At 71.0% G+C, this 21,932-nt stretch carries 23 protein-coding genes and 1 pseudogene; 8 read left to right on the forward strand and 16 right to left on the reverse strand.

Annotated elements, in window-relative coordinates; genetic code table 11:
• Positions 1–16 precede the first annotated feature (16 nt).
• From OHO83_RS42370 to OHO83_RS42385, 4 genes are all read right to left on the reverse strand, one after another.
• On the reverse strand, positions 17–175 hold the full coding sequence (locus OHO83_RS42370) for a hypothetical protein (protein WP_266680494.1): 159 nt from the start codon (positions 173–175) through the stop codon (positions 17–19).
• A 126-nt stretch (positions 176–301) separates the two neighbouring features.
• Positions 302–1,237, reverse strand: coding sequence for a TauD/TfdA dioxygenase family protein (locus OHO83_RS42375; RefSeq protein WP_266680495.1), 936 nt, complete (start codon positions 1,235–1,237; stop codon positions 302–304).
• Positions 1,238–1,454: 217 nt separating this feature from the next.
• Entirely contained in the window at positions 1,455–2,057 is a 603-nt protein-coding gene (locus tag OHO83_RS42380) for a TetR/AcrR family transcriptional regulator (protein ID WP_266680496.1), read from the reverse strand.
• A gap of 58 nt (positions 2,058–2,115) precedes the next feature.
• Positions 2,116–3,666 carry a class I adenylate-forming enzyme family protein gene (locus tag OHO83_RS42385; protein WP_266680497.1) on the reverse strand — a complete coding sequence of 517 codons (1,551 nt, stop codon included), beginning with the start codon at positions 3,664–3,666 and terminating at the stop codon, positions 2,116–2,118.
• A 73-nt stretch (positions 3,667–3,739) separates the two neighbouring features.
• Between OHO83_RS42385 and OHO83_RS42390 the strand changes: the two genes are divergently transcribed.
• From OHO83_RS42390 to OHO83_RS42400, 3 genes are all read left to right on the forward strand, one after another.
• Complete coding sequence (locus OHO83_RS42390; RefSeq protein ID WP_266680499.1) at positions 3,740–4,348, forward strand: TetR/AcrR family transcriptional regulator; 609 nt, start codon at positions 3,740–3,742, stop codon at positions 4,346–4,348.
• 29 nt (positions 4,349–4,377) lie between these two features.
• Positions 4,378–6,018: an acyl-CoA dehydrogenase family protein gene (locus OHO83_RS42395; protein ID WP_266680501.1), complete on the forward strand. Its 1,641-nt coding sequence runs from the start codon at positions 4,378–4,380 to the stop codon at positions 6,016–6,018.
• A gap of 196 nt (positions 6,019–6,214) precedes the next feature.
• Positions 6,215–6,637, forward strand: coding sequence for an MmcQ/YjbR family DNA-binding protein (locus tag OHO83_RS42400; protein ID WP_266680503.1), 423 nt, complete (start codon positions 6,215–6,217; stop codon positions 6,635–6,637).
• A 185-nt stretch (positions 6,638–6,822) separates the two neighbouring features.
• Here the strand turns inward: OHO83_RS42400 and OHO83_RS42405 are convergent, their stop codons facing one another.
• Entirely contained in the window at positions 6,823–7,707 is an 885-nt protein-coding gene (locus tag OHO83_RS42405) for a LysR family transcriptional regulator (protein ID WP_266680505.1), read from the reverse strand.
• Positions 7,708–7,775: 68 nt separating this feature from the next.
• On the opposite strand from OHO83_RS42405, the gene OHO83_RS42410 reads away from it, so the two are divergent.
• Both OHO83_RS42410 and OHO83_RS42415 read left to right on the forward strand, forming a co-directional pair.
• On the forward strand, positions 7,776–8,696 hold the full coding sequence (locus tag OHO83_RS42410; RefSeq protein WP_266680507.1) for an EamA family transporter: 921 nt from the start codon (positions 7,776–7,778) through the stop codon (positions 8,694–8,696).
• Positions 8,697–8,709: 13 nt separating this feature from the next.
• A complete protein-coding gene (locus tag OHO83_RS42415) occupies positions 8,710–9,660 on the forward strand; it encodes a LysR family transcriptional regulator (RefSeq protein WP_266680509.1) in 951 nt (316 codons plus the stop codon).
• 61 nt (positions 9,661–9,721) lie between these two features.
• On the opposite strand, the gene purU is transcribed toward OHO83_RS42415, so the two are convergent.
• The 7 genes from purU to glyA all read right to left on the reverse strand — a co-directional run bounded on the left by purU (position 9,722) and on the right by glyA (position 17,268).
• Positions 9,722–10,651 (reverse strand): formyltetrahydrofolate deformylase, encoded by a 930-nt coding sequence (purU, locus tag OHO83_RS42420; RefSeq protein WP_266680511.1) that lies wholly within the window; start codon positions 10,649–10,651, stop codon positions 9,722–9,724.
• Entirely contained in the window at positions 10,644–10,769 is a 126-nt protein-coding gene (locus OHO83_RS42425; protein WP_266680513.1) for a hypothetical protein, read from the reverse strand. The genes purU and OHO83_RS42425 overlap by 8 nt, the downstream gene beginning before the upstream one ends.
• Before the next feature lie 113 nt (positions 10,770–10,882).
• Entirely contained in the window at positions 10,883–11,512 is a 630-nt protein-coding gene (locus OHO83_RS42430) for a sarcosine oxidase subunit gamma (RefSeq protein ID WP_266680515.1), read from the reverse strand.
• A complete protein-coding gene (locus OHO83_RS42435; RefSeq protein WP_266680517.1) occupies positions 11,505–14,375 on the reverse strand; it encodes a sarcosine oxidase subunit alpha family protein in 2,871 nt (956 codons plus the stop codon). The genes OHO83_RS42430 and OHO83_RS42435 overlap by 8 nt, the downstream gene beginning before the upstream one ends.
• Complete coding sequence (locus OHO83_RS42440; protein WP_266680519.1) at positions 14,372–14,677, reverse strand: sarcosine oxidase subunit delta; 306 nt, start codon at positions 14,675–14,677, stop codon at positions 14,372–14,374. Before OHO83_RS42440 ends, OHO83_RS42435 begins: the two co-directional genes overlap by 4 nt.
• 15 nt (positions 14,678–14,692) lie before the next feature.
• The gene (locus OHO83_RS42445) at positions 14,693–15,922 is read right to left on the reverse strand and encodes a sarcosine oxidase subunit beta family protein (RefSeq protein ID WP_266680521.1); all 1,230 of its coding nucleotides are present in this window, start codon (positions 15,920–15,922) and stop codon (positions 14,693–14,695) included.
• Positions 15,919–17,268: a serine hydroxymethyltransferase gene (gene glyA / locus OHO83_RS42450; RefSeq protein ID WP_266680523.1), complete on the reverse strand. Its 1,350-nt coding sequence runs from the start codon at positions 17,266–17,268 to the stop codon at positions 15,919–15,921. Before glyA ends, OHO83_RS42445 begins: the two co-directional genes overlap by 4 nt.
• Positions 17,269–17,362: 94 nt before the next feature.
• Here glyA and OHO83_RS42455 point away from each other — a divergent pair, with 94 nt between their 5' ends.
• Positions 17,363–18,034 (forward strand): GntR family transcriptional regulator, encoded by a 672-nt coding sequence (locus tag OHO83_RS42455; RefSeq protein WP_266680525.1) that lies wholly within the window; start codon positions 17,363–17,365, stop codon positions 18,032–18,034.
• Positions 18,035–18,127: 93 nt separating this feature from the next.
• Here the strand turns inward: OHO83_RS42455 and OHO83_RS42460 are convergent, their stop codons facing one another.
• Positions 18,128–18,256, reverse strand: coding sequence for a hypothetical protein (locus OHO83_RS42460; RefSeq protein WP_266681835.1), 129 nt, complete (start codon positions 18,254–18,256; stop codon positions 18,128–18,130).
• On the opposite strand from OHO83_RS42460, the pseudogene OHO83_RS47155 reads away from it, so the two are divergent.
• Positions 18,231–18,308 (forward strand): annotated as a pseudogene (locus tag OHO83_RS47155) (hypothetical protein); the annotation flags it as partial. The gene OHO83_RS42460 and the pseudogene OHO83_RS47155 overlap by 26 nt on opposite strands.
• 175 nt (positions 18,309–18,483) lie before the next feature.
• On the opposite strand, the gene OHO83_RS42470 reads toward OHO83_RS47155, so the two are convergent.
• Together OHO83_RS42470 and OHO83_RS42475 are read right to left on the reverse strand one after the other, a co-directional pair.
• Entirely contained in the window at positions 18,484–18,858 is a 375-nt protein-coding gene (locus tag OHO83_RS42470; protein WP_266681763.1) for a PaaI family thioesterase, read from the reverse strand.
• A 208-nt stretch (positions 18,859–19,066) separates the two neighbouring features.
• Positions 19,067–19,684: a LysE family translocator gene (locus OHO83_RS42475; protein ID WP_266680527.1), complete on the reverse strand. Its 618-nt coding sequence runs from the start codon at positions 19,682–19,684 to the stop codon at positions 19,067–19,069.
• Between the two features lie 111 nt (positions 19,685–19,795).
• On the opposite strand from OHO83_RS42475, the gene OHO83_RS42480 reads away from it, so the two are divergent.
• On the forward strand, positions 19,796–20,248 hold the full coding sequence (locus tag OHO83_RS42480) for an Lrp/AsnC family transcriptional regulator (RefSeq protein ID WP_266680529.1): 453 nt from the start codon (positions 19,796–19,798) through the stop codon (positions 20,246–20,248).
• Positions 20,249–20,348: 100 nt separating this feature from the next.
• Here the strand turns inward: OHO83_RS42480 and OHO83_RS42485 are convergent, their stop codons facing one another.
• Positions 20,349–21,902 carry an acetolactate synthase large subunit gene (locus OHO83_RS42485; protein WP_266680531.1) on the reverse strand — a complete coding sequence of 518 codons (1,554 nt, stop codon included), beginning with the start codon at positions 21,900–21,902 and terminating at the stop codon, positions 20,349–20,351.
• Positions 21,903–21,932: the final 30 nt, after the last annotated feature.

Consider the following 21,932-nt stretch of genomic DNA (forward strand, 5'->3'; position numbering starts at 1 on the left):
TCCCTGGCCGGAGTCCTCACCCGCACGGTCCGCTCTCGCATGCGCCGGCCACGGAGAAGAGCAGGAAGAACGCGCTGTTGGCCGGGCCGAACTGAGTGGCGCTCAGATGGAGGTCCGCGCGGATCTCGTCGGCGGCCGGGCCGAGGACGGACTTGTCCGCGAAGTTGACCATCATGAAGGCAACACCAGCAATACGATCACGGTCCAGGCGCGCCGGCTGCCGCCGGTGGTCCGTGTCGGGTGCTGGGGCACGGTCGGTACCGCCGTCATGCGTACTCCTGAGGGGCAGAGGGAGAGCCGTTCAGGACAGCGGGACGCCGGCGATGGCGATGCGCTCCATCACCCGGCGCTGCGGGAAGTAGTCGTTGACCGCGTAGTGCTGGACGGCGATGTTGTCCCAGACGGCGATCGAGTCGGGCTCCCAGCGGAAGCGGATCTGGAACTCGGGGATGCGCGCCTGGAGAACCAGGATGTCGAGCAGCTCACGGTTCTCCGCTTCGGACAGGCCCTTGATGTACCGGGTGAACGGCTCGTTCACGTACAGGGTCCTGCGGCCGCTGCGGGGGTGGCGCACCACGACGGGGTGCTCGACCTGCGGCCAGCTCTCCCGGAAGGCCGCCTTCTGCTCGTCGTTCATGAGGGCGCCCCAGCTGGCCTCCCAGTCGTGGACGGCGGTGAGGCTCTCGATGCGCTCCTTGAGGTCCTCGGGCAGGTTGTCGTAGGCGGCGCCCATGTCCGCCCACATCGTATCGCCGCCCGCGGCGGGCACCTCCACGGCTCGCAGGACGGCGCCGAGCGACGGGTTGACCATGAACGAGTGGTCGCTGTGCCAGATGTTCTTGTTGCCCGCGGCCTTCGCGTCCTTGGCGAGCCGGGAGATGCCCGGGGTCCCGGTCTTCGCGAAGAACGGGTTCGCCTCGGGCGGGCCCCAGACGCCCGACAGTGCGAGCTGGTGCTCGGCGGTGAAGCCCGTCTGGCCGCGGAAGAAGATCACCTTCCATTCCAGCAGCGCCTGCCGCAGCTCCGTGGCGAGCTCGTCGGAGACGGGCCGGGTCAGGTCGACGCCGCCGAGCACGGCGCCGAAGTGCGGGGTGAGCGGGTCGATGTCGATCAGCCGGTACGCGGACTGCTCGGCGCCGGGGGCGAGGCGGTCCAGGACGCGGCGGCCGTAGTGCATGAGGGGCTTGTCCAGTACGGGCTCGGGGTTGGCCACATGGGTCGACGCGACGTCCTGCATGAGGTTCCTCCTGACGGTGACCACCAATTACGTAACCGACAGTATCGATATTGGATCGCGCCGGTGCAAGGGGTTCGGAGGGGTTGCTTTCCGGTGCCATCCGGCGCAGTTCGGCGCAGTCCGGGGGTCTCGAACCGACATCCGGGCATGCCGAAGTGCGCGCACGGCACGATGAAGTGCCCTGCGCGCAGGGAGGTGGCGGGACGTCAGTTCAAGGTCAGGGCCGGGCGTCGACCGCCCGGCCGATCAGGTCCACCACCGACTCGACGAGCGACTCGTCGGGCATCTGCTGCTCGCCGACCATCCGGAAGACCAGCGACGCCGCCACGAGCGTCGAGGCGGCCGACACGTCGACGTCCTCCCTGACGTCGCCGCGCGCGACACCACGCTCCAGCAGGTGCCGGGTCTCGCTCATCACGCGGGCCGTGTAGGCGCGGTAGGCCCCGGGCTCCGCTCCCGCCTCGGCGGCGGAACCGATCACCCCGGCCAGCAGGCGGTCGATCCCCGGCTGCCGGTAGGCCTTCATGCGCGCCGTCAGGACGGCCCGCAGCTCGGCCCGGAAGTCCCCCATGTCGGGCACGGTCAGCGGTCCGATCCGCGACTCCGCGGCAGCGATGACCAGGTCCTGCTTGGTGGACCAGCGCCGGTACATGGCCGGCTTGCTCACGCCGGCGCGGGCCGCGACGGCGTCCATCGTGAGTGCGGCCATACCGCTCTCCGCCACCAGGTCGACGACGGCGTCCAGTACGGCTCGGGTGACGTGTTCCTGGCGAGGCCGCCCCGGACCCCGACGTGCCCGCTCCACCTGTTCCTCCGCCATGCGGAGACCTTAACGGGCCGTGACCCGTGATGCGCACGGACCCACGGCACGTGGACGCTCAGCCGCTCACCACCCGCGCCGGCTCGGCGGATTCGGCCAGCTGGGCCCGCAGCACATGCTTGGTGATCTTCCCCGACGGAGTGCGCGGCAGCTCCCGGCGCAGTACCAGCTCGCGCGGGATCTTGTAGCGGGCGATCCGCGGCTCGAGCCAGGCGCGCATGCCCGCCACGTCCAGGTCCGCCCCCTCGCGCCGCACCACGACGGCCACCACGGTCTCGCCCCACTGGGGATGCGGGCGGCCCACGACGGCGACGTCCAGCACGTCCGGATGGCCACGCAACGCGCCTTCCACCTCCTGTGAGGCGACGTTCTCCCCGCCGGTGATGATCACGTCCTTCATCCGGTCCACGATCGTGACGAAGCCGTCCTCGTCGACCCGGCCGAGGTCACCGCTGCGGTACCAGTCGCCCGCGAACACCTCCGCGGTGGCGGCCTCGTCGTCGAGATAGCCGACCATCCGGCTCTCCGAGCGCAGCCAGATCTCCCCGGTCCCGCCCGAACCGGCATCCGCGCCGTCGGGGCGTACGACCCGCAGATCGACACCGGGCATGCCGCAGCACCCGATCGATCCCGCCTTGGTCACCTGCTCGGCGGGTGAGAGCGAGGTCCCCGCGGGGCCCATCTCGCTCATCCCGTACACCTGGTGGAAGTCCTGCGAGCCGTATGCCGTCATCAGCCGGCGCGCGGTGTCCGCGTCCAGAGGCCCGGCGCCGTAGATCCAGGCGCGTACGGACGTCAGGTCGAAGCCGGCGAAGTCGGCGACGGCCTGCACCGGGGCGATGAGCGCGATCGGTGCCCCGAACATCGCGGTGACCCGCTCGCGCTGGATGGTCTCCAGCATGCCGCGCGGGTCGTACTCGCGCTGCAGCACGACCGTGGCCCCGCGCAGCAACGTGCCCAGGGTCCAGTTGTTGAGGGGCGACGCGTGCCAGATCGGCATGCAGATCAGGAACCGGTCGTCGCGGACGAGGGGGATCGTGTCCGCGGTGTGCCCGGCCGTCAGGGCGATGCCGCGGTGCGTGTGCATACAGCCCTTGGGGGTCCCGGAGGTCCCCGACGTGTAGAGGATCTGCGCGATGTCGCTGTCCGGGCCCGGCTCGGCACGCCAGGGCTCGGCGCGCGCAACGAGGGACTCGAAACAGCCCGCCGGGCGCGTGTCCGCGTCCGCGTCGGGGTGGCTGACCAGCCACGGCACCTCCACGTCGGCCGCGGTCGCGCGCTCGCCGATCTCCGCGTCGACGAGTGCCAGCCGGGCCCCGCAGTGCCGCAGCTGTCGCGCCACCTCGGCCGTCTGCAGTTTGTGGTTCACCGGCACCAGGGTGGCGCCCGCGTACCAGGCGCCGAACGCCGCGAACAGGAAGGCGGGGGTGTTGTACGTCATCACCGCGAGACGGTCGCCCGGCCGCAGCCCGGCCTCGTCCAGCACCGTCGCGGCGCGCCGGGCGGCTTCGTCGAACTCCCGGTAGCTCCACCGCTGTTCGCGATAGACGACCGCTTCCTTGTCGCCGGCCGAGCGAACCACTTCGTCCAGCAGGGCACTGAGGTGCATCACGTTCTCCTGACGAGCCGGGCCGGCGCAACCGACCGTGGCGGGAAACTCTGAATCATGGTTCACTTCTTACATGGCCTACCGCAAGACCCCAGCCGAAATCAGTCGGCTCGAAGCCGCGAGAGAGCGCCTCATCTCCTGCGCGACCTCCGTCGTGGCGGAAGTGGGCTGGTCGCAGGCGTCCGTGACCGCCGTCGCCGACTCGGCGGGCATCGCGGCAGGCTCCGTGTACCAGCACTTCCCGTCCAAGGCGGCGCTCGCCGTGGAGGTGTTCCGGCGCGCCGCGGGACGCGAGGTCGAGGTCCTGGGCGAGGTGCTGCACGGCCCGGGAGATCCCGTCGAACGGCTGCGCCGCGGCGTCGAGGTCTTCGCCCGGCGCGCCCTGGAGAACCGTGGCCTCGCTTACGCTCTGCTCGCCGCCCCCGCCGAACCCGCGGTCGGCGCCGAGCGGATCGACTTCCGCCGCCGCTACCGCGCACTGTGGGCCGAAGTGGTGCGCGAGGGTACGACGACGGGCAGGCTGCCCCCGCAGAACGCCGAGATCACGGCGGCCGCCCTGACCGGAGCCATCGGCGAAGTGCTCGTCGACCCGCTCGGCACCCCCGACGAGAACGCCACCGAGGAACTCCTCGCCGACCTCACCGCCGCGGCGCTGCGCTGCGCCGGAGCCCGGACCGCCTGATTCCCACGCTCTCCCCTGGAGGAGGACCCATGCCCAGCAACCCCACCGCCGTGACGCACGAAGTGACCAACCAGGTACCGCCGTTGGCCGGTCACGACATCGCCGACGACCCGGTCCTCCTGGAGGGTGTGCGCCGCGAGGGCGCCGCATGGTCTCTCGACGACCTCCACCGGATCGGCCGCCGGGCGGGCAGCGAGGAGGTGCAGCGCTGGGCCGACGAGGCCAACCGCTTCGAGCCGGTGCTGCGCACCCACGACCGCTACGGCAACCGCATCGACGAGGTCGACTTCCACCCCTCGTACCACGCCCTGATGGAGGTGGCGGTCGGTGAAGGCCTGGCCGGCAGCGCGTGGGCGGACGAACGGCCCGGCGCGCATGTGGCGCGGGCCGCCGCCTTCATGGTGTGGAGCAGCACCGAGGCCGGGCATGGCTGTCCCGTCTCCATGACCTACGCCGTCGTCCCCGCCCTGCGCCATGCCCCCGACCTGGCGAAGATCTACGAACCCCTGCTCACCAGCCGTGTCTACGAACCCGGTCTGCACACCCCGGGTGGCAAGCGCGGCCTGCTCGCCGGCATGGGGATGACGGAGAAGCAGGGCGGCACCGACGTGCGCGCCAACACCACCTCCGCCACCGAACAGGCCGACGGCACCTGGCGTCTGCGCGGACACAAGTGGTTCACCAGCGCCCCGATGAACGACCTTTTCCTCGTGCTCGCCCAGGCGCCCGGCGGCCTGTCCTGCTTCCTGGTCCCGCGTGTCCTGCCCGACGGCAGCCGCAACCCCTTCCGTATCCAGCGCCTCAAGGACAAGCTCGGCAACCGCTCCAACGCGTCGAGCGAGCCCGAGTTCGACGACACCGTGGCCTGGCTCGTCGGCGCCGAGGGCAAGGGCGTCCGCACCATCATCGACATGGTCACCATGACACGGCTCGACTGCGTCCTCGGCTCCGCCGCCGGCACCCGCGCCGCCCTCGCCCAGGCCGCCCACCACGCCCGGCACCGCTCGGTGTTCGGCGCCAAGCTCATCGACCAGCCGCTCATGCGCAACGTACTGGCCGACCTCGCCGTGGAGTCCGAGGCCGCCACCACGCTCGCGCTGCGCCTGGCCGGCGCGGCCGACCGCGCCCAGCGCGGCGACGAAGGCGAACGAGCCTTCCTGCGCCTCGCCACGGCGGTCGGCAAGTACTGGGTGTGCAAGCGACAGCCCGTAGCGGTGGCGGAGGCCCTGGAATGCCTCGGCGGCAACGGATATGACGAGGCATCAGGTATGCCGCGTCTGTACCGCGACGCGCCGCTCAACGGCATCTGGGAGGGCTCCGGGAACGTCAACGCCCTGGACATGCTGCGTGCGCTGGCCCGTGAGCCGGAGTCCCTGGAGGCGTTCCGGACGGAGATCGAGGCGGCGGCGGGCCGTGACCAGCGGCTCGACGCGGCCTGGCAGGAGTTGCAGGGCGAACTCGTCCTCACCGAGGACGCGCCGCTGCGGGCCCGCCGGGTCATCGAGCGCGCGGCCCTCGTGCTGCAGGGTGCGCTCCTGGTCCGGCACGCGCCGACCGCCGTCGCGGACGCGTTCTGCGCTTCGCGGCTCGCCGGGGACCGCGGGCTCGCCTTCGGGACGCTGCCGCCGGGCACCGATTTCGCGGCGCTGCTGGAGCGACTGCCTGCCTGACCTTCGCGTGATGCCGAGCCCCGCCCGCGCCCGTGTCGCCGAGGCGCGGGCGGGGCACGGCCTTCACGGGGCGGCTGCGCCGAGGCGCAACTCGGCGGCCACCGTCGCCCCGTAGCGGAGGAGCCTGCGGGCTCACCGACGAAACTCCGGCCCGCTTGTGCCGAAGCGCACCCAGCACCCCTTGTATCCTGCCGCCATGTCTGCTGGATCGCGCCGGGCGCGGGTCGAGGACGTGCACGCACTGGCATCGGGGATGCCGCATGTCACGGTTGTCCACGGCTCCGCCGGCAACCCGGTCTACCAGGTCGGACACAAGTCGTTCGTCTTCTTCCGCACTCCTCGCCCTGACGCCTTCGATCCCGAGACCGGTGAACGCTACGCGGACGTGATCGTGTTCTGGGTGCCGTCCGAGTCCGACAAGCAGGCTCTGGTCCAGGATCAGGCGTCCCCCTTCTTCACCACACCGCATTTCGACGGCCACCTGTCGGTACTCCTCCGGGCCGGCCGGATCGGCGAGCTCACCCTGACGGAACTGACCGAAGTCGTCCAGGACGCATGGCTGACCCAGGCCTCGCCAACCAGGGCCGCCCACTGGCTCAAGGCCCGCGGAGAGCAATGACCGGCTGACGCGCGACCGGCGTGGTGGAGTTGCCGCACGCCGCACGCCGCACGCCGCACGCCGCACGCCGGACGCCGCATGCCGCAGCCGCCCGGCACCAGTCCCAGTCCTACGACGTCCCGCCGGGCATCCTCGACCGGTCGCCGTCGGACCACGAGTTCACGTTCACCATCCGTGTCCCGGCCTCACGCTCTCGGGCCTTGCGCGTCCTCGCGGTAGAGATCGCTCAGCAGGACGACGGCGGCGTGGGTGGCGGGATGCGGGCTCTGCTGGGGCCAGATGAGGTGGACGGGGACGGGGTCGGTGTCGCGCAGAAGGCGATAAGCGATGCCGTCGCGACGGTACTGGGTGGCGGTCGACTGCGGAGTGACGCCGACGCAGCGGCCGGTGGCGATGGCGGCGAGCCAGTCGTCGACGTCCTGGATGTACTCCACGTCAGGGCCGGCCCCTTCGGGCCACAGGTCCAGGGTCGTGGTGCCGGTGCGCCGGTCCACCACGAGGGTGCGCTCGCGGATCTCCGACAGACGGATGCCGCGCCGCCTGGCCCACGGGTCGTCGGAGGCCAGCGCGACGTAGCGGCGCTCGTGACCGACCAGGGCGTGAGCGTAACGACGCGTGTCGACGGCGGTCCGGATGACGGCCATGTCGCACAGGCCCTCGGCGAGCCCGCCGGTGGGGGTGTTGTGGCGAATCAGGTGGAGTTCGACATCTGGGTAGCGGTCGCGCCAGCGGCGCTGGAACTCGGCCGTGAGCCGGCCCATCGCGGACCAGGCGTGGCCGATGCGCAGGCGGGTGTGACCGGTGGTGGCCCGGCGGACCAGCTCGTCGGCCTCGGCGAGCATGTGCCGGGCGCGGGCCAGGACCTCGACGCCGGCCGTGGTGGGGGTGACCGTACGGCTGGTGCGGTGCAGGAGCCGTACGCCGAGGATCCGCTCCAAGGCCAGCAGGGTGCGCGAGACGGACGCCTGGGAGACACCCAGTTCGATCGCGGCGTCGGTGAAACTTCCGGTGTCGACGATGGCGACCAGGCAACGCAGATGCCGCAGCTCCAGATCCGGCGAACCATCCATACGTCCAGCGTATAGGTTCGGCGTCGGATGCATTTTGCGTATGGGTCCATGAGGCGGATGGTCGCGTCATGGAAACCGATGCTCGCGCGGAGCCGACCGTGTCCACCGCACCACAGGGCGCCTCACCTCGCTGGTCCGGGATGGCCCTGATGCTGGGCAGCGGCCTGTCCAACCAGCTCGGAGCGTCCGTCGCCGCACTCGCCTTCCCGGTCCTGGGGCCGGTGGGTGTGGTCGCCGTACGCCAATGGGTGGCCGCCGGGGTGCTGTTGAGCGCCGGGCGGCCGAAGCTGCGTACATTCACCGCCGCACAGTGGAGGCCGGTGGTGGGGCTGGCCGTGGTGTTCGCGACCATGAACCTGACGCTGTACACGGCGATCGACCGGATCGGGCTCGGGCTGGCGGTCACCCTGGAGTTCCTCGGGCCGCTCACCGTCGCACTGGCGGGCTCCCGCCGTCGCATCGATCTGGTCTGCGCGCTCGTCGCCGGCGCGGCGGTACTCGTCCTCACCCGGCCCCGGCCCAGCACCGACTACCTCGGCATCGCCCTGGCCCTGCTGGCCGCCGTGTGCTGGGGCTGCTACATCCTGCTCAACCGCACCATGGGACAGCGCCTGCCCGGGGTCGAGGGATCCGCGGCCGCCGCACTCGTCTCCGGCGCGCTCTACGTGCCGGTCGGCATCACCGTGCTGTGTCTGCACCGGCCCACCACGACCGCCCTCCTGTGCGCGCTGGCCGCGGGTGTGCTGTCCTCCGCGGTGCCCTTCCTCGCCGACCTGCTCGCGCTGCGGGTCGTCCCCGCCCACTTCTTCGGGATCTTCATGAGCGTCAACCCGGTGTGTGCCGCACTGGTGGGCCTCCTGATACTCGGCCAGAACCTCGGCCCGGCATCATGGACGGCCATCGCCGTGATCGTCGCCGCCAATGCCGTGGCCGTCGGCACGGCAGCGCACCGCCCTCCGGTCCGTCACGACCACCCGGAAGGTGTGTGAATAGAGTGGGCGGGTGGATCTCAACGCCGTGCGCACCTTTGTCGCGGCTGCGGACGCCGGCCAGTTCCAGGAAGCCGCCGCAGCCCTGTCGATCACCCAGCAAGCCGTTTCCAAGCGCATCGCCGTGCTGGAAAAGGATCTGGGAGTGCGCCTGTTCACCCGCACTCCGCGCGGCGCCGAACTCACCATCGACGGCCAGGCGCTCCTGCCCCACGCCCGCGAACTCCTCCGGGCCGAAGACCGGGCCGACGCCTCCGTGCGCCCCGGCCGGCGCCCCCTGCGCGTCGACGTCCTCAACCGGCGGATCGCTCCGGCGGTGCTCCTCCAGGACTTCTACCGCACGCGTCCCGAGATCGAGCTCGACGTCGTCACCCTGAACGCCGATGTCGACACGGCGATCGCCGCCGTCGAGGCCGGGACGATCGACGCGACGTTCCACGCGATCACCGTCCCCGAGCATCATCTGCCGGCCTCGATCAAGACCGCCAGAGTGATCGACGACCCGCACGAGCTGCTCGTCGGCCCCTCCCACGCGCTGGCCGACGCCGACAGCGTCACGCCCGCACAGCTCGCCGGCCACCGCATCTGGATGCCCGGCATGGCACCCGGCACCGAGTGGGCCGATTACTACGACGAGTTCGCCGCGGCGTTCGGTCTCACGATCGACGTCGTCGGGCCTGTCTTCGGGAACGAGGCGCTGCTGGACGAGATCGCCGACTCCGCCGACCTGGCGACCCTCGTGGGCGAAGGGTCGCGCTATCTCTGGCCCGACAGCTACGATCTGCGCCGCATTCCCGTGCGGAACCCGACGCCGGTCTACCCGATGTCACTGATCTGGCGCGGTGACAACCGGCATCCGGTGCTCGACGCGTTCCGCGCCCACCTGGAGGCGACACGAGCGCGAACCCCGGACGTCGAGGTGTGGGAACCGACATGGAGTCAGCGGACAGCCAGGAGGTCGTGAGACCCACGGCAGGTGTCTGCCCCTCCGTCCCCCGCCCCTGAGGCCTGTGCCCCTCCGTCCCTCAGCGGAGCACCACCGTGCGCCTCCCCTGGACGAACACCCGGCCTTCGCAGTGCCAGCGGACGGCCCGGGCCAGGGCTGCCGACTCCGCGTCGCGGCCGATCGCGGCCAGATCCTCGGGGGTGTGGCTGTGGTCGGCGCTGATCACCTCCTGGGCGATGATCGGGCCTTCGTCGAGGTCGGCGGTGACGTAGTGGGCCGTCGCGCCGACGAGTTTGACGCCGCGGTCGTGGGCCTGGTGGTAGGGCTTGGCGCCCTTGAAGCTCGGCAGGAACGAGTGGTGGATGTTGATCAGCCGGCCGGGCAGCCGGGTGCACAGATCGTCGGAGAGCACCTGCATGTAGCGGGCGAGGACGACCAGGTCGACGGCGAACGAGTCGATGAGTTCGAGGAGTTGTGCCTCGGCCCGGGGCTTGGTCGCGGCGGTGACCGGCACGTGGAAGAAGGGGATGCCGTGCCAGGTGACGAGTGCCTCGTGGTCGCGGTGGTTGGAGACGACCGCGACCACGTCGATGGGCAGGTCGCCGCTGCGGGTGCGGAAGAGCAGGTCGTTGAGGCAGTGGTCGTAGCGGGACACCATGATCAGCACGCGTCGGCGGGTGCCGACCGGTTCAAGGTGCCACCGCATGGCGAAGGGGGCGGCCACGGCGGCGAAACCGTCGCGCAGGGACTGCGTGGTGTTCTCGCCGCCGGCTGCGGCGAAGTGCACCCGCATGAAGAAGTGGCCGTCCCTGCGGTCACCGAACTGCTGGTTGTCGATGATGTCGCTGCCGTGCTCGACGAGGAACCGCGAGACGGCGTGGACGATGCCGGGCGCCTCGGGGCAGTCCAGGGTGAGGACGTGCTCGACCGGCGTCGTGGCGGGGACGGCCGGCGAGGGGGCGGGGGAGGCGGGGACGGGGGACGCGGCGGAAGCCGGGGAATCAGTCATGGTGTCGGCATTCGGTGACGTTGGCGTCGAGGCCGCCGCGGGCGGCCTCCTGGCATGTGGCCTTCATGTCCCGGCCGGTGTCGCGCTCGGTCGTGATGACCTTGGCGAGACTGTCCATGTACGTGGGGTGACCCGCCCGGCGACAGACGAAGCGCCGGGCCGCCCGTATCGGCCCCACCGTGCGGGAGGGGGCCGACGCGGGCCGAGCGCGGGCCGATGTGCCCGGCGCGGTCAAGGCAGCTCGGGGCCGCGGTATTCGCTCATCGCGTCGATGAGCCAGCGCGCCAGGTAGTCGGCGAACGACGACCGCGGCAGCAGGCGGTACGTCGGCCCGTCGTCGACCTGCCAGAGCAGGACCGCGATCGGTCCCACCGTCGTCGACACGGCCCGGCCCGGACCGAAGACCCGAGGATGCAGGTCCAGCGGGCAGCCCTTCTCCAGCACCTGCCGGGCGGCCGGGCCGCTCAGTTCGAGGGTGGTGCGGTTCGCCGAGACATCGACGACCGAACCCGGATCCGTGGCGAGCGCCTCCCTCAACTCGTCGACCACAGGCCCCACTTCGGCCTGAGACAGGACCAGCCACTCGTCGGGGCCGAGCCAGAACGCCGTGTGGCCGCCGGAGGTGGTGGTCCCGCCGTGCTCGCGGGGGAGTGGTGCCCCCAAGGTCTTCTCGATGCGGGTCGCCGCCGCGGAGGCCGGATCGACGCGCACGTTCACCATGCCGACGAAGGGCCACTCGGCCAGCGTGACACCGCGGGCCCCGGTGACGGCCGCGTCCCGCATCCGCTCCGCGAGATGCGCCAGAGGGCTCACGCGCCAGGCCGGCAGGCCGGTGCGCGCTTCGTTCGTGGACTCAGCCATCGCGCTTGGTCCCTTCCGGGTCGTAGAGGACGGAGTCGGTGACCTCGACGGGCACCAGGTCGTCGCCCACAGGGGCGAGCAGGGTCGAGCCGATCCTGGCCCGCCCGCCGGCGACGAGGGCGAGGGCGAAGGGGCGGCCGAGTGCGGCGCTGTGATAGCTGGAGGTGACGTGGCCGAGCATGGGCACCGGCCCGGCCTCGGGGGTCAACGGTGTGTCCTGCGCGATGAGTTGGGATCCCTCAGGCAGTCGCGTCGTACGGTCGGTGGGCAGCAGGCCGACCAGTTGCTTGCGGTCGGCGCGTGTCGTGTCGGCGCGGGAGTAGGACCGGTTCCCGATGAAGTCCTTGCGCTTGGAGACCACCCAGTCCATGTTCGCGTCCTGGGGGGTGACGGTGCCGTCGGTGTCCTGGCCGACGATGATGAATCCCTTCTCGGCGCGCAGGACGTGCATCGTCTCGGTGCCGTACGGAGTGATGTCGTACGGCTTTCCGGCCTCGTACACCTGCTCCCAGACGGCTCGGCCGTACCAGGACGAGACGTTGATCTCGAAGGCGAGCTCACCGGAGAAGGAGATCCGGCAGACGCGGGCCGGGATGCCCGAGGCGAGCGTCGTCTCGCGGAAGGCCATGAAGGGGAACGCCTCGGCGGAGACGTCGAGTTCGGGGGCGAGCTTCGCGATGACGGCACGTGACTTCGGGCCGACGACGGCGACCGTCGCCCACTGTTCGGTCACCGAGGTGCAGTGGACGTCGAGCTCGGGCCACTCGGTCTGCAGCCACTCCTCCAGCCAGTCCAGGACCCCGGCGGCGCCACCCGTCGTGGTGGTCATGAAGTAGCGGTTCTCGTCGAGGCGCAGCGTCACGCCGTCGTCGAAGATCATGCCGTCGGGCTTGCACATCACGCCGTAGCGGGCCATGCCGGGCTTGAGCTTCTTGAAGGCGTTGGTGTAGACGCGGTTGAGGAACTCGCCCGCGTCCGCGCCCCAGATCTCGATCTTTCCGAGGGTGGTGGCGTCCATGAACGCCACGCCTTCGCGGGCCGCGCGGCACTCGCGGGCGACGGCCGCATCCATGTCCTCGCCCGGCCGGGGGTAGTACCAGGGCCGCTTCCACTGTCCGACGTCCTCGAACTCGGCGCCGTGGGCGGCGTGCCAGCCGTGGATGGACGTGGTGCGCTCCGGGTCGAAGAGGTCCCCGCGCTCACGTCCGGCGAGGGCGGCGAAGGCCACCGGTGTGTAGGGCGCCCGGTAGGCGGTGGTGCCGATCTCGCCGGGTGACGCGCCCGCGCCGAGGGCCTCGGCGATCACGCCGATCGCGTTGACGCCGGACGTCTTGCCCTGGTCGTTCGCCGTGCCGAGGGAGGTGTAGCGCTTGACGTGCTCGACGCCGCGCATGCCGGCGCCGGTGGACCGCCAGACGTCGGCGACGGTGACGTCGCGCTGGAGGTCCACGAAGTGGGTGTCCCAGGTGCCGGGTTCGCCGGCGGGGGAGGGCACCAGCCACAGGGCACGGACGTCGGGCCGTGCGTCCTCGGACGGCGCCGCCGGCACCGGAACGGGGAACCCCGCCTCGGTCGCCGCCAGCGCACCGGCTCGCGTCCCTTCGGCCAGAGCCCCGTCCGGACCGTACGTCCCACGCGCCGCGCCGACGATCTGCTGGTCCCGCACAGTGCCGTCAGGCACGAAGGCGACCAGCTCGTCGTCCCAGCGCAGCTTGCCCTGGCGCTGGCTGTGCAGGTGGACGACCGGACTCCAGCCGCCTGAGACGGCGAGCAGGTCACAGTCGAACTCCTGTTCCTCGCCGACGAGTTGACCTTCCGCGTCGAGGGTCTGGACGGTCACGCCGGTGAGCCGGGACTCGCCGGTGGTGCCGACCACTGCGCTGGCCGTCAGTACCTGTACCCCGGTCGCCGTCGCGATCTCCGCGGCCCGCTGTGACAGTTCGGGCCGCGCGTCCACGACGGCGGCGATGCCGATGCCGGCTGCGTGCAGAGCGGCGACCGTGTCGTAGGCGCTGTCGTTGGTGGTGGCGACCACGGTTCGCCTGCCCGGGGCCACGCCGTACCGGTTGAGGTACGTGCGTACGGACGCGGCCAGCATCACGCCGGGACGGTCGTTGCCGGCGAAGGTCAGCGGGCGCTCGTGCGCACCGGTCGCCAGGACCACCTGGCGGGCGCGGATGTGCCACAGCCGTTGACGCGAGACGCCCGAGGAGGGGTCGGGTGCGTCGGCTCCGAGGTGGTCGGTCCGCCGCTCCAGGGCGAGGACATAGTTGTCGTCGTACGACCCGAACGCCGTGGTGCGCGTCAGAACAGTGACTTCGGGGGCCGCGTCGAGCGCCGCGCCGACCTCGGCCACCCACCCCGACCGAGTGCGTCCGGACAGCAGCGCGCCGCCGAGTTCAGGCTGGTCGTCCACCAGGATCACGCGCGCGCCGGACTCGGCTGCCGCGGCGGCGGCCGCGAGTCCGGCCGGGCCCGCGCCGACGACCAGGACGTCGGTATGGACGTACTTCTTGTCGTAGACGGCGGGGTCGGGGGTCGGGTCGAGCCGTCCCATGCCGGACAGCGTGGTCGCGGACAGGCCGTCGTACAGTTCGACCGTGGTCGCCGGGAGCATGCCCTCCGAACACGAACCACTGAGCTGTACGAGGGCGTTGGCCTCCTCGACGCCCGCCGAGACGATGCCGCGCGGGCGGCCGTGGTAGAGCGACGGGGCGGCCTCGACGATGCCGTTGGCCAGCATGGCGGAGGCAAGGGTGTCGCCGGGATGCCCCGTCAACTCCCTTCCGTCGAGGGTGAAGTGGAGGAGAGTGGTGCGGTCGACGTGGCCTTCGTGGCCGAGCCGGAACTGCTGGTCGGTCATCGCTGCTCTCCGGCCGGGTCGGTGACGCGGGGTTCGGGGCGCGGCTCGTCGAGCCGGTAGGTGGCCAGCACCTCGTAACTGACGGTGTCGCGCAGGGCGTTGAACCATCGACGGCAGCCGTGACTGTGCATCCACCGCTCGGCGAAGGGGCCCTTCGGGTTGTCCCGGTAGAAGACGTACTCGGCCCACTGCCGGTCGTCGAGTTCGGCGGGGTTGTCGGGGTACGGGACGTGAGCCTGGCCCCCGTAGTGGTATTCGCTCTCGTTGTGGGGACCGCACCATGGGCAGTTGATCAGCAGCATCGCAGCAGCGTCCTCTCAGTGGGCCACGGCCGCGGCGCCGTGTTCGTCGATCAGTGCGCCCGTCGTGAAGCGATCGAGGGCGAAGGGGGCGTTCAGCGCGTGCGCCTCACCCGTCGCGATGGTGTGCGCGAAGGTCAGGCCGGCGGCCGGCGTGGCCTTGAAGCCGCCGGTGCCCCAGCCGCAGTTGACGAAGAGGTTCTCCACGGGAGTGGCGCTGATGATCGGCGAGGCGTCCGGGGTGACGTCGACGATGCCGCCCCAGGTCCGCAGCACATGAGCCCGCGCGAAGATCGGGAAGAGTTCGACCGCGGCGGCCATCTGTTCTTCGATCACGTGGAAGGAGCCGCGCTGCCCGTATCCGTTGTACGAGTCGACGCCCGCGCCCATCACCAGTTCGCCCTTGTGCGCCTGGGAGACGTAGACATGGACGTGGTTCGACATGACGACGGTGGGGTGGACCGGCTCGTGGAGCTCGGAGACCAGTGCCTGGAGCGGGTGGGACTGGACGGGGAGGCGGACTCCGGCCCGCTCGGCGAGCACGCTGCTGTGCCCGGCGGCCGCGAGGCCGACCCGGCCGGCGTTGATGCGGCCGAGGTTGGTCTCGACACCCACGACCTTCTCGCCGTCCTTGACGAAGCCGGTGACCTCGCAGCCCTGGATCAGGTCGACGCCCATCTCGTCGGCGCGGCGGGCGAGAGCCCAGGCGACGTGATCGTGCTTGGCGATGCCCGCGCGCGGCTGGAAGGTGCCGCCGAGCACCGGGTACCGGGTGTGGGGGGAGACGTTGAGGATGGGGCAGACCTCGGCGACCTGGTCCGGGTCGAGCCATTCGGCGTCGACTCCGTTGAGCCGGTTGGCGTTGGCGCGGCGCATGCCCTCGCGGACGTCCTGGAGGGTGTGTGCGAGGTTGAGGACGCCGCGCTGGCTGAACAGGAAGTCGTAGTCCAGTTCCTCCGGGAGTCCTTCCCACAGCTTGAGCGCGTGCTCGTAGATCGCCGCGCTCTCGTCCCACAGGTAGTTGGAGCGGATGATCGTGGTGTTGCGGGCCATGTTGCCGCCGGCCAGCCAGCCCTTCTCCAGGACCGCGACATCGGTGATGCCGTGTTCCTTCGCGAGGTAGTAGGCGGTCGCCAGGCCGTGCCCGCCCGCGCCGACGATGACGACGTCGTACGAGGAGCGCGGCTCGGGGTTGCGCCAGAGGAAGTCCGGGTGTTCCGGCGGCGCCGGCTGTGGCTGGGCGGTCATGCCGCGTCTCCGTTCGGGCGGGGCAGGCGGGGCAGATGGGGGTACAGAGGGAACGCGGCGGCGAGCTTCTCGACCCGGTCCCGCAGCAGGCTCGCCTGCTCCTCGCCGAGGTGCTCGGGCTTGAGCGCCCCGGCGATGACGTCGGCGACCTCACGGAACTCCTCGGCGCCGAAGCCGCGTGTGGCCAGCGCCGGTGTACCGATCCGCAGGCCGGAGGAGACCATCGGCGGGCGCGGGTCGAACGGCACCGCGTTGCGGTTGACGGTGATGCCGACGCGGTGCAGACGGTCCTCGGCCTGCTGCCCGTCGAGCGCGGAGTTCCGCAGGTCGACGAGGACCAGGTGGACCTCGGTGCCGCCGGTGAGCACGGTGATCCCGGCCTCGGCCACATCGTCGCTGAGCAGTCGCCCGGCCAGGATGCGGGCGCCGTCCAACGTGCGCTGCTGGCGCTCCTTGAACTCCTCGCTCGCCGCCACCTTGAAGGCCACCGCCTTCGCCGCGATGACGTGCTCGAGGGGCCCGCCCTGCTGCCCGGGGAACACCGCGGAGTTGATCTTCTTGGCGAGACCGGCCCGGCTGAGGACGACTCCGCCGCGCGGACCGCCGAGGGTCTTGTGGGTGGTGGTCGTGACAACGTCCGCGTACGGAACGGGGCTCGGGTGCAGTCCGGCCGCGACGAGCCCGGCGAAGTGCGCCATGTCCACCATCAGATAGGCGCCCACCTCGTCGGCGATCCGCCGGAACGCGGCGAAGTCGAGGCGGCGGGGGTAGGCCGACCAGCCGGCGACGATCAGCTTGGGCCGGTGCTCGCGCGCGAGCCGCTCGACCTCGTCCATGTCGATACGCAGGTCGGACTCGCTCACGTGGTACGGCACGACGTTGTAGAGCTTGCCGGAGAAGTTGATGCGCATGCCGTGGGTCAGGTGACCGCCGTGCGCCAGGTCGAGGCCGAGGATGGTGTCGCCCGGGCTGAGGAGCGCGAACATCGCCGCGGCGTTGGCCTGGGCGCCCGAGTGCGGCTGCACGTTCGCGGCCTCGGCGCCGAACAGGTCCTTGACCCGGTCGATGGCCAACTGCTCGACGACGTCCACGTGTTCACAGCCGCCGTAGTAGCGGCGGCCGGGGTAGCCCTCGGCGTACTTGTTCGTGAGGACCGATCCCTGGGCCTCCATGACGGCGGCCGGGGCGAAGTTCTCCGACGCGATCATCTCCAGCGTCGACTGCTGGCGGTGCAGCTCGGCGTCGACGGCGGCGGCGATGTCCGGGTCGAGCTCTCTGAGCGCAAGGGCGTGGAGCGAAGCGGGGGTGGTCGTAGGCGTGGTGATCGACTGGGCGTCCGTTGCCATCTGCACACCATTCTGAGAGCCGGCTAATGAGCAACTGATATATCAGTCTGTGCGGTAAGGTATGGGACCTCGATGGACAGGTCAAGGGGGCCTCATGCAGCACGTGGCGACCGAGCCGACGGTCGGTGGCGAGGAGCTGTCCCTCGCCGAGCGCGCCTACCGCGCCATCCGCGACCAGCTCGTCATGCTCGACATCCGCCCGGGCGCGCCCATCAACGAGGACCAGCTCGCCCAGTCCCTGGGAGTCGGCCGCACCCCGGTGCGCGAGGCCCTCAAGCGGCTCCAGTACGAGCGCCTCGTCACCACCTATCCGAGGCGCGGCACCTTCGCCACCGAAGTGAACATCACCGACCTGGCCCATATCTCCGAAGTCCGCCTGGAGCTCGAGCCCTTGGCCGCCGCCCGTGCGGCGCGGCGGGCCACGGCCGAGGACCGTGCGGCGCTGACGGCCGTACGGCGTGAGCTGGCAGGCGTGGATCCCCGGCACGGCGACGCGGCCGAGCTGATGCACCTGGATCTCAAGGTCCACCGTGCCGTGTACGCCGCCACGCACAACCCGTACCTGGAAGACACTCTCATCCGTCACGACAACCTGGCGACGCGGATCTGGTGCCTGTTCATCGACCGGCTCGCCGACATGGCCGGCCATGTCGAGGAGCACGGACCGCTGATCGACGCGATCGTCGCCGGTGAGCCTGATGCGGCGGCCCAGATCGCCCGCGCACATGTCGAGGGCTTCGAACGGGCCGTGCGCGACGCCATCTGACCACGGCCCCTGGCCTGGCCGCGGGCCCGACTCGCCTGTCGGGGCGGCGAGTCGACGAACCCGTGACGCGCCGGAGGCTCTGCGGCCCGCGGGTCAGCGCGCGGCGCCCCGCGGCGCCTCGGGGTGCAGCGGGGGCCTGCCGGCAAGGGCGGTCCACAGATGCGGGGCGACGTCGTCGCCGGGCAGCTGCGCGACCATGAAGCGGACGCAGTGCTCGGTCAACTCACATCTCGTGCTGGCAGCCGAAGTTCCCTGGGGCGGCTTCAAGGGATCCGGTTACGGCCGGGACCTGTCGGTGTACGCGCTGGACGACTGCTCGCGCACCAAGCACGTCATGCACAACCATGCGCGCAGACCTCCGTGGCCAGGAGAGGAGGGACGCCGAAGTGTCACCCTAAAGTTGAGGTCGAGGGGACGCTCGTCCGGGGGTGTGGCCGAGCCGCCCCCGCTCACTCGATCCTGTTCACCCGGATCAGCGTCTGCTGCCCGTTCGCCACCAGCTTGCGTGCGCCGTCGTCCTGGGCGGCGAAAACCTCCAGCTGACACACGGTCAGGGTCCGCCCTGCCTTGAGGACGGTTCCGACGGCCTCGAGGTGGTTCCCGAGGGCGGGCGCGAGCAGGTTGATCTTGTATTCGACCGTGAGCACATCGGTGTTCTCGGGGAACAGAGTGAAGGCCGCGTAGCCACCGGCGCTGTCGGCGATGGAACTGGTGGCGCCGGCGTGGAAGTAGCCGTGCTGCTGGGTGACTTCGGGCCGGGCCGGGAGCACGATGTGCACGACACCCGGTGCGATGCGCGTGAGCCGCGCACCGAGGTGGGCCATCAGTCCCTGTCGGTCGAAGCTGGCCCGGACGCGCTCCTGCACTTCGGTGGTCGCCTGCTCCTGGTGCTCGTGGCGTTCCACGTGTTCTCCTTCGTCGGACTTCGGACTTCGGACTTCGGACTTCGGACTTCGGACTTCGGACTTCGGACTTCGGGTTTCGGACTTCGGACTTCGGGTTTCGGTGGGCGAGCGCTGTGAGGCGCCTTCGTCAGAGGGCCAGGCGTTCGGCCAGAAGGATGCCGCCGATGACGATCATCATGGCGCCGGAAGCGCGGGTGACGGCCCGGGCCGCCGAGGGCCGGGTCTTCAGGACGGTGCGGGCGAGGACACCGACCGAGAGGTAGACGACGGCGCACGCCGTCATGTGGAGCACGCTGAGCAACCCCGTCTGCGCGGCGACAGGCCAGCCGTCCGCCGGGTGGATGAACTGCGGGAACAGCGAGAAGTACAGGAGCAGCGCCTTGGGGTTGAGCCCACTGATCCCGGCTCCCTTGAGCATGATCTGTCCGCGCGACGTGGCCATCGGTTCGGTGGACGCGCCCAGGGCCGCCGGGCGGCGAAGAACGCCCCAGCCCAGCCACATCAGGTAGGCGGCGCCGGCGAGGGTCAGCGCCGTGAGGACGGTCGCCGAACTCGCCACGATCGCCACCAGGCCCACGACGGCGAGCAGGGTGTAGCCCACGTATCCGGCTATCAGCCCGGTGACCGCCGGGACGACCGACCGGCCCCGCAGCCCGGCGGAGATCGCGTAGGCCCAGTCGGCGCCCGGTGTGAACACCAGCAGAAGATCCACCGCCAGAAATGCCGCCACTGTTGTCGTGTCCATCGATCGGTCCCTCTCAGTTTCCGTGCTTGAGAGGGAAGGTTAGGCGCGATGTGTCCGATAGTGTTCCTGTCTTTACTCCATGACCGGGTCATCTGAGGGAGAATCTTCCCCATGGACGCCATGGACCGGAAAATTCTTACCGAGCTGCAGCTGGACGGCCGCCTGACCATCACCGAGCTGGCCGCCCGTGTGCAGCTGAGCGTCTCGCCCTGCCATCGCCGGCTGCGGGACCTCGAACGCGAAGGCGCCATCCGCGGCTATCGCGCCGTCGTCGACCCTGCGGCCGTCGGCCTGGATTTCGAAGCCCTGGTCTTCGCCACCCTGTGCTGGGAGCACCGCGACACCGTCACCGCCTTCGAGGAGGCCGTGACCGCCATCCCTCACGTCATCCAGGCCCAGCGTCTCTTCGGCGACCCTGACTACCTGCTGCGCGTCGCCACCGCGGACCTCGCCGCCTACCAGCAGCTCTACGATCAGCAACTGGCCCAACTGCCCGGTGTGCAGCGCCTGACGTCCACCCTCGTCATGAAGAACGTGGTGCAGGACCGGCCACTGCCCGAGTAGCCCCTCGGTGATGTGCTGGTGCCCTGCAGGGCGGTCACCGGCCGCTCCGCCGTGCGTCTGCGGAGCGGCGTCCTGGAGGTGTGTCCGGGGGAGCCGCGCCCTACAGGTGAGGCGGGACCACGGCGTCGATCAGATGGGGGCCCGGTTCCGCGAACGCGTGGCGGAGCTGATCGGCGAGTTCCTCGCAGGTGGTCGCCCGTGTTGACGGGACGCCCATCCCTTCCGCGATCTTTGCGAAGTTCAGGTCGGGCGAGGAGAGGTCGAGCAGCGTCTTCGCGGCAGGACCCGAGAGATCGGCGCCGACCCGCAGCATTTCGAGGCGCAGTACGGCGTAGGCGCTGTTGTTCAGGATGACGGTGGTGACGTCGAGGTTCTCGCGTGCCTGGGTCCACAGGGCCGAGATCGTGTACATCGCGCTGCCGTCGGCCTCCAGGTTGACGACCGGCCGGTCCGGTGCCGCGAGCGCCGCCCCGGTGGCCACCGGGATGCCCTGCCCGATGGCGCCGCCGGTCAGGGTGAGGACGTCGTGGCGGGGCGCGCCGGCCGTCGCCGCCGGCAGGGCCGCGCCGGAGGTGTTCGCCTCGTCCGAGACGATCGCGCCGGCGGGGAGCAGGGCGCCGACGACTTCGGCCCAGTTGTTCGCGGTGAGCGGGCCGCTCGGGAGTGCCGGGAGGGCGGGCTCGGCCAGGGTCGGGAGCGTGTCCGCGGCCACCTGCCCGGCCAGCGCTTCCAGAGCGGCGACCACGTCCTGGGACGGATCGGCGAGGGTGTGCACCTGGGCGCCCTCCGGTACCAGGTCGCTCGGCTTGCCGGGGTAGGCGAAGAACGACACCGGGGAGCGGGTGCCCGCCACGATCAGGTGCTTGACGCCGTCCAGTTGGCGGACGGCCTGCTCGGCGAGGTAGCGCAGACGCTCGATGGCGGGCAGGCCCGCGCCGCGCTCCAGTCGCGCGGGGAAGGTCTCCGCCAGCGCGCGCAAGCCGGTGGCGTTCGCGATCCGGCTGGTCGCGAGGAGCCCGGGCTCGCGGCAGGCCGGGCCGCCGATCAGCAGCGCGGCGGGTTCGCCGCTGCGCAGGATGTCGGCGATCGATGACACCGTCTGCGGATCGGGAGCCGCAGGAGTACGCGAGGGCAGTGGTGCGGCGACCTGGCCGCCCTCGTCCCAGGACGCGTCGGCGGGCAGGATCAGCGTCGCGACCTGTCCCGGTGCCTCCATCGAGGCCGCCACCGCGGCCGCGGTGTCGGCCCCGACCTCGGCGACCCGGTCACTGCGGCGCACCCAGCCGCTCACCGAACCGGCCACCGGATCGATGTCGGACTCCAGGGGAGCGTCGTATTTCTTGTGGTGGGTGGCGTGGTCGCCCACCACGTTCACGACGGGGGTGTGGGCCCGCCGCGCGTTGTGGAGGTTGGCCAGCCCGTTGCCGAGGCCGGGGCCCAGGTGCAGCAGCGTGGCGGCCGGTTTGCCGGCGATACGCGCGTATCCGTCGGCGGCCCCGGTGACGGCACCCTCGAACAGGCCGAGCACGCCGCGCATTTCGGGTACGGAGTCGAGCGCGGCGACGAAGTGCATCTCCGATGTGCCGGGGTTGGCGAAGCACACTTCGACGCCGGTACGGACGAGAGTACGGATCAGCGACTGCGCGCCGTTCATGGGCGGCCTCTCCGTCGTGGCCGTCCGCGC

This window comes from Streptomyces sp. NBC_00569 (assembly GCF_036345255.1).
Lineage (GTDB): Bacteria > Actinomycetota > Actinomycetes > Streptomycetales > Streptomycetaceae > Streptomyces.

Excerpts from the sequence above, each read along its gene's own strand:
- OHO83_RS42385 (WP_266680497.1), bottom strand. The coding sequence starts at position 3,666 with ATGCACCTCAGTGCCCTGCTGGACGAAGTGGTTCGCTCGGCCGGCGAC.
- OHO83_RS42400 (WP_266680503.1), top strand. The coding sequence starts at position 6,215 with ATGTCTGCTGGATCGCGCCGGGCGCGGGTCGAGGACGTGCACGCACTG.
- glyA (WP_266680523.1), bottom strand. The coding sequence starts at position 17,268 with ATGGCAACGGACGCCCAGTCGATCACCACGCCTACGACCACCCCCGCT.
- OHO83_RS42445 (WP_266680521.1), bottom strand. The coding sequence starts at position 15,922 with ATGACCGCCCAGCCACAGCCGGCGCCGCCGGAACACCCGGACTTCCTC.
- OHO83_RS42475 (WP_266680527.1), bottom strand. The coding sequence starts at position 19,684 with ATGGACACGACAACAGTGGCGGCATTTCTGGCGGTGGATCTTCTGCTG.
- purU (WP_266680511.1), bottom strand. The coding sequence starts at position 10,651 with ATGACTGATTCCCCGGCTTCCGCCGCGTCCCCCGTCCCCGCCTCCCCC.
- OHO83_RS42405 (WP_266680505.1), bottom strand. The coding sequence starts at position 7,707 with ATGGATGGTTCGCCGGATCTGGAGCTGCGGCATCTGCGTTGCCTGGTC.
- OHO83_RS42390 (WP_266680499.1), top strand. The coding sequence starts at position 3,740 with ATGGCCTACCGCAAGACCCCAGCCGAAATCAGTCGGCTCGAAGCCGCG.
- OHO83_RS42480 (WP_266680529.1), top strand. The coding sequence starts at position 19,796 with ATGGACGCCATGGACCGGAAAATTCTTACCGAGCTGCAGCTGGACGGC.
- OHO83_RS42435 (WP_266680517.1), bottom strand. The coding sequence starts at position 14,375 with ATGACCGACCAGCAGTTCCGGCTCGGCCACGAAGGCCACGTCGACCGC.
- OHO83_RS42370 (WP_266680494.1), bottom strand. The coding sequence starts at position 175 with ATGATGGTCAACTTCGCGGACAAGTCCGTCCTCGGCCCGGCCGCCGAC.
- OHO83_RS42395 (WP_266680501.1), top strand. The coding sequence starts at position 4,378 with ATGCCCAGCAACCCCACCGCCGTGACGCACGAAGTGACCAACCAGGTA.
- OHO83_RS42380 (WP_266680496.1), bottom strand. The coding sequence starts at position 2,057 with ATGGCGGAGGAACAGGTGGAGCGGGCACGTCGGGGTCCGGGGCGGCCT.
- OHO83_RS42470 (WP_266681763.1), bottom strand. The coding sequence starts at position 18,858 with ATGGCCCACCTCGGTGCGCGGCTCACGCGCATCGCACCGGGTGTCGTG.
- OHO83_RS42440 (WP_266680519.1), bottom strand. The coding sequence starts at position 14,677 with ATGCTGCTGATCAACTGCCCATGGTGCGGTCCCCACAACGAGAGCGAA.
- OHO83_RS42375 (WP_266680495.1), bottom strand. The coding sequence starts at position 1,237 with ATGCAGGACGTCGCGTCGACCCATGTGGCCAACCCCGAGCCCGTACTG.
- OHO83_RS42485 (WP_266680531.1), bottom strand. The coding sequence starts at position 21,902 with ATGAACGGCGCGCAGTCGCTGATCCGTACTCTCGTCCGTACCGGCGTC.
- OHO83_RS42425 (WP_266680513.1), bottom strand. The coding sequence starts at position 10,769 with ATGGACAGTCTCGCCAAGGTCATCACGACCGAGCGCGACACCGGCCGG.
- OHO83_RS42455 (WP_266680525.1), top strand. The coding sequence starts at position 17,363 with ATGCAGCACGTGGCGACCGAGCCGACGGTCGGTGGCGAGGAGCTGTCC.
- OHO83_RS42430 (WP_266680515.1), bottom strand. The coding sequence starts at position 11,512 with ATGGCTGAGTCCACGAACGAAGCGCGCACCGGCCTGCCGGCCTGGCGC.
- OHO83_RS42410 (WP_266680507.1), top strand. The coding sequence starts at position 7,776 with ATGGAAACCGATGCTCGCGCGGAGCCGACCGTGTCCACCGCACCACAG.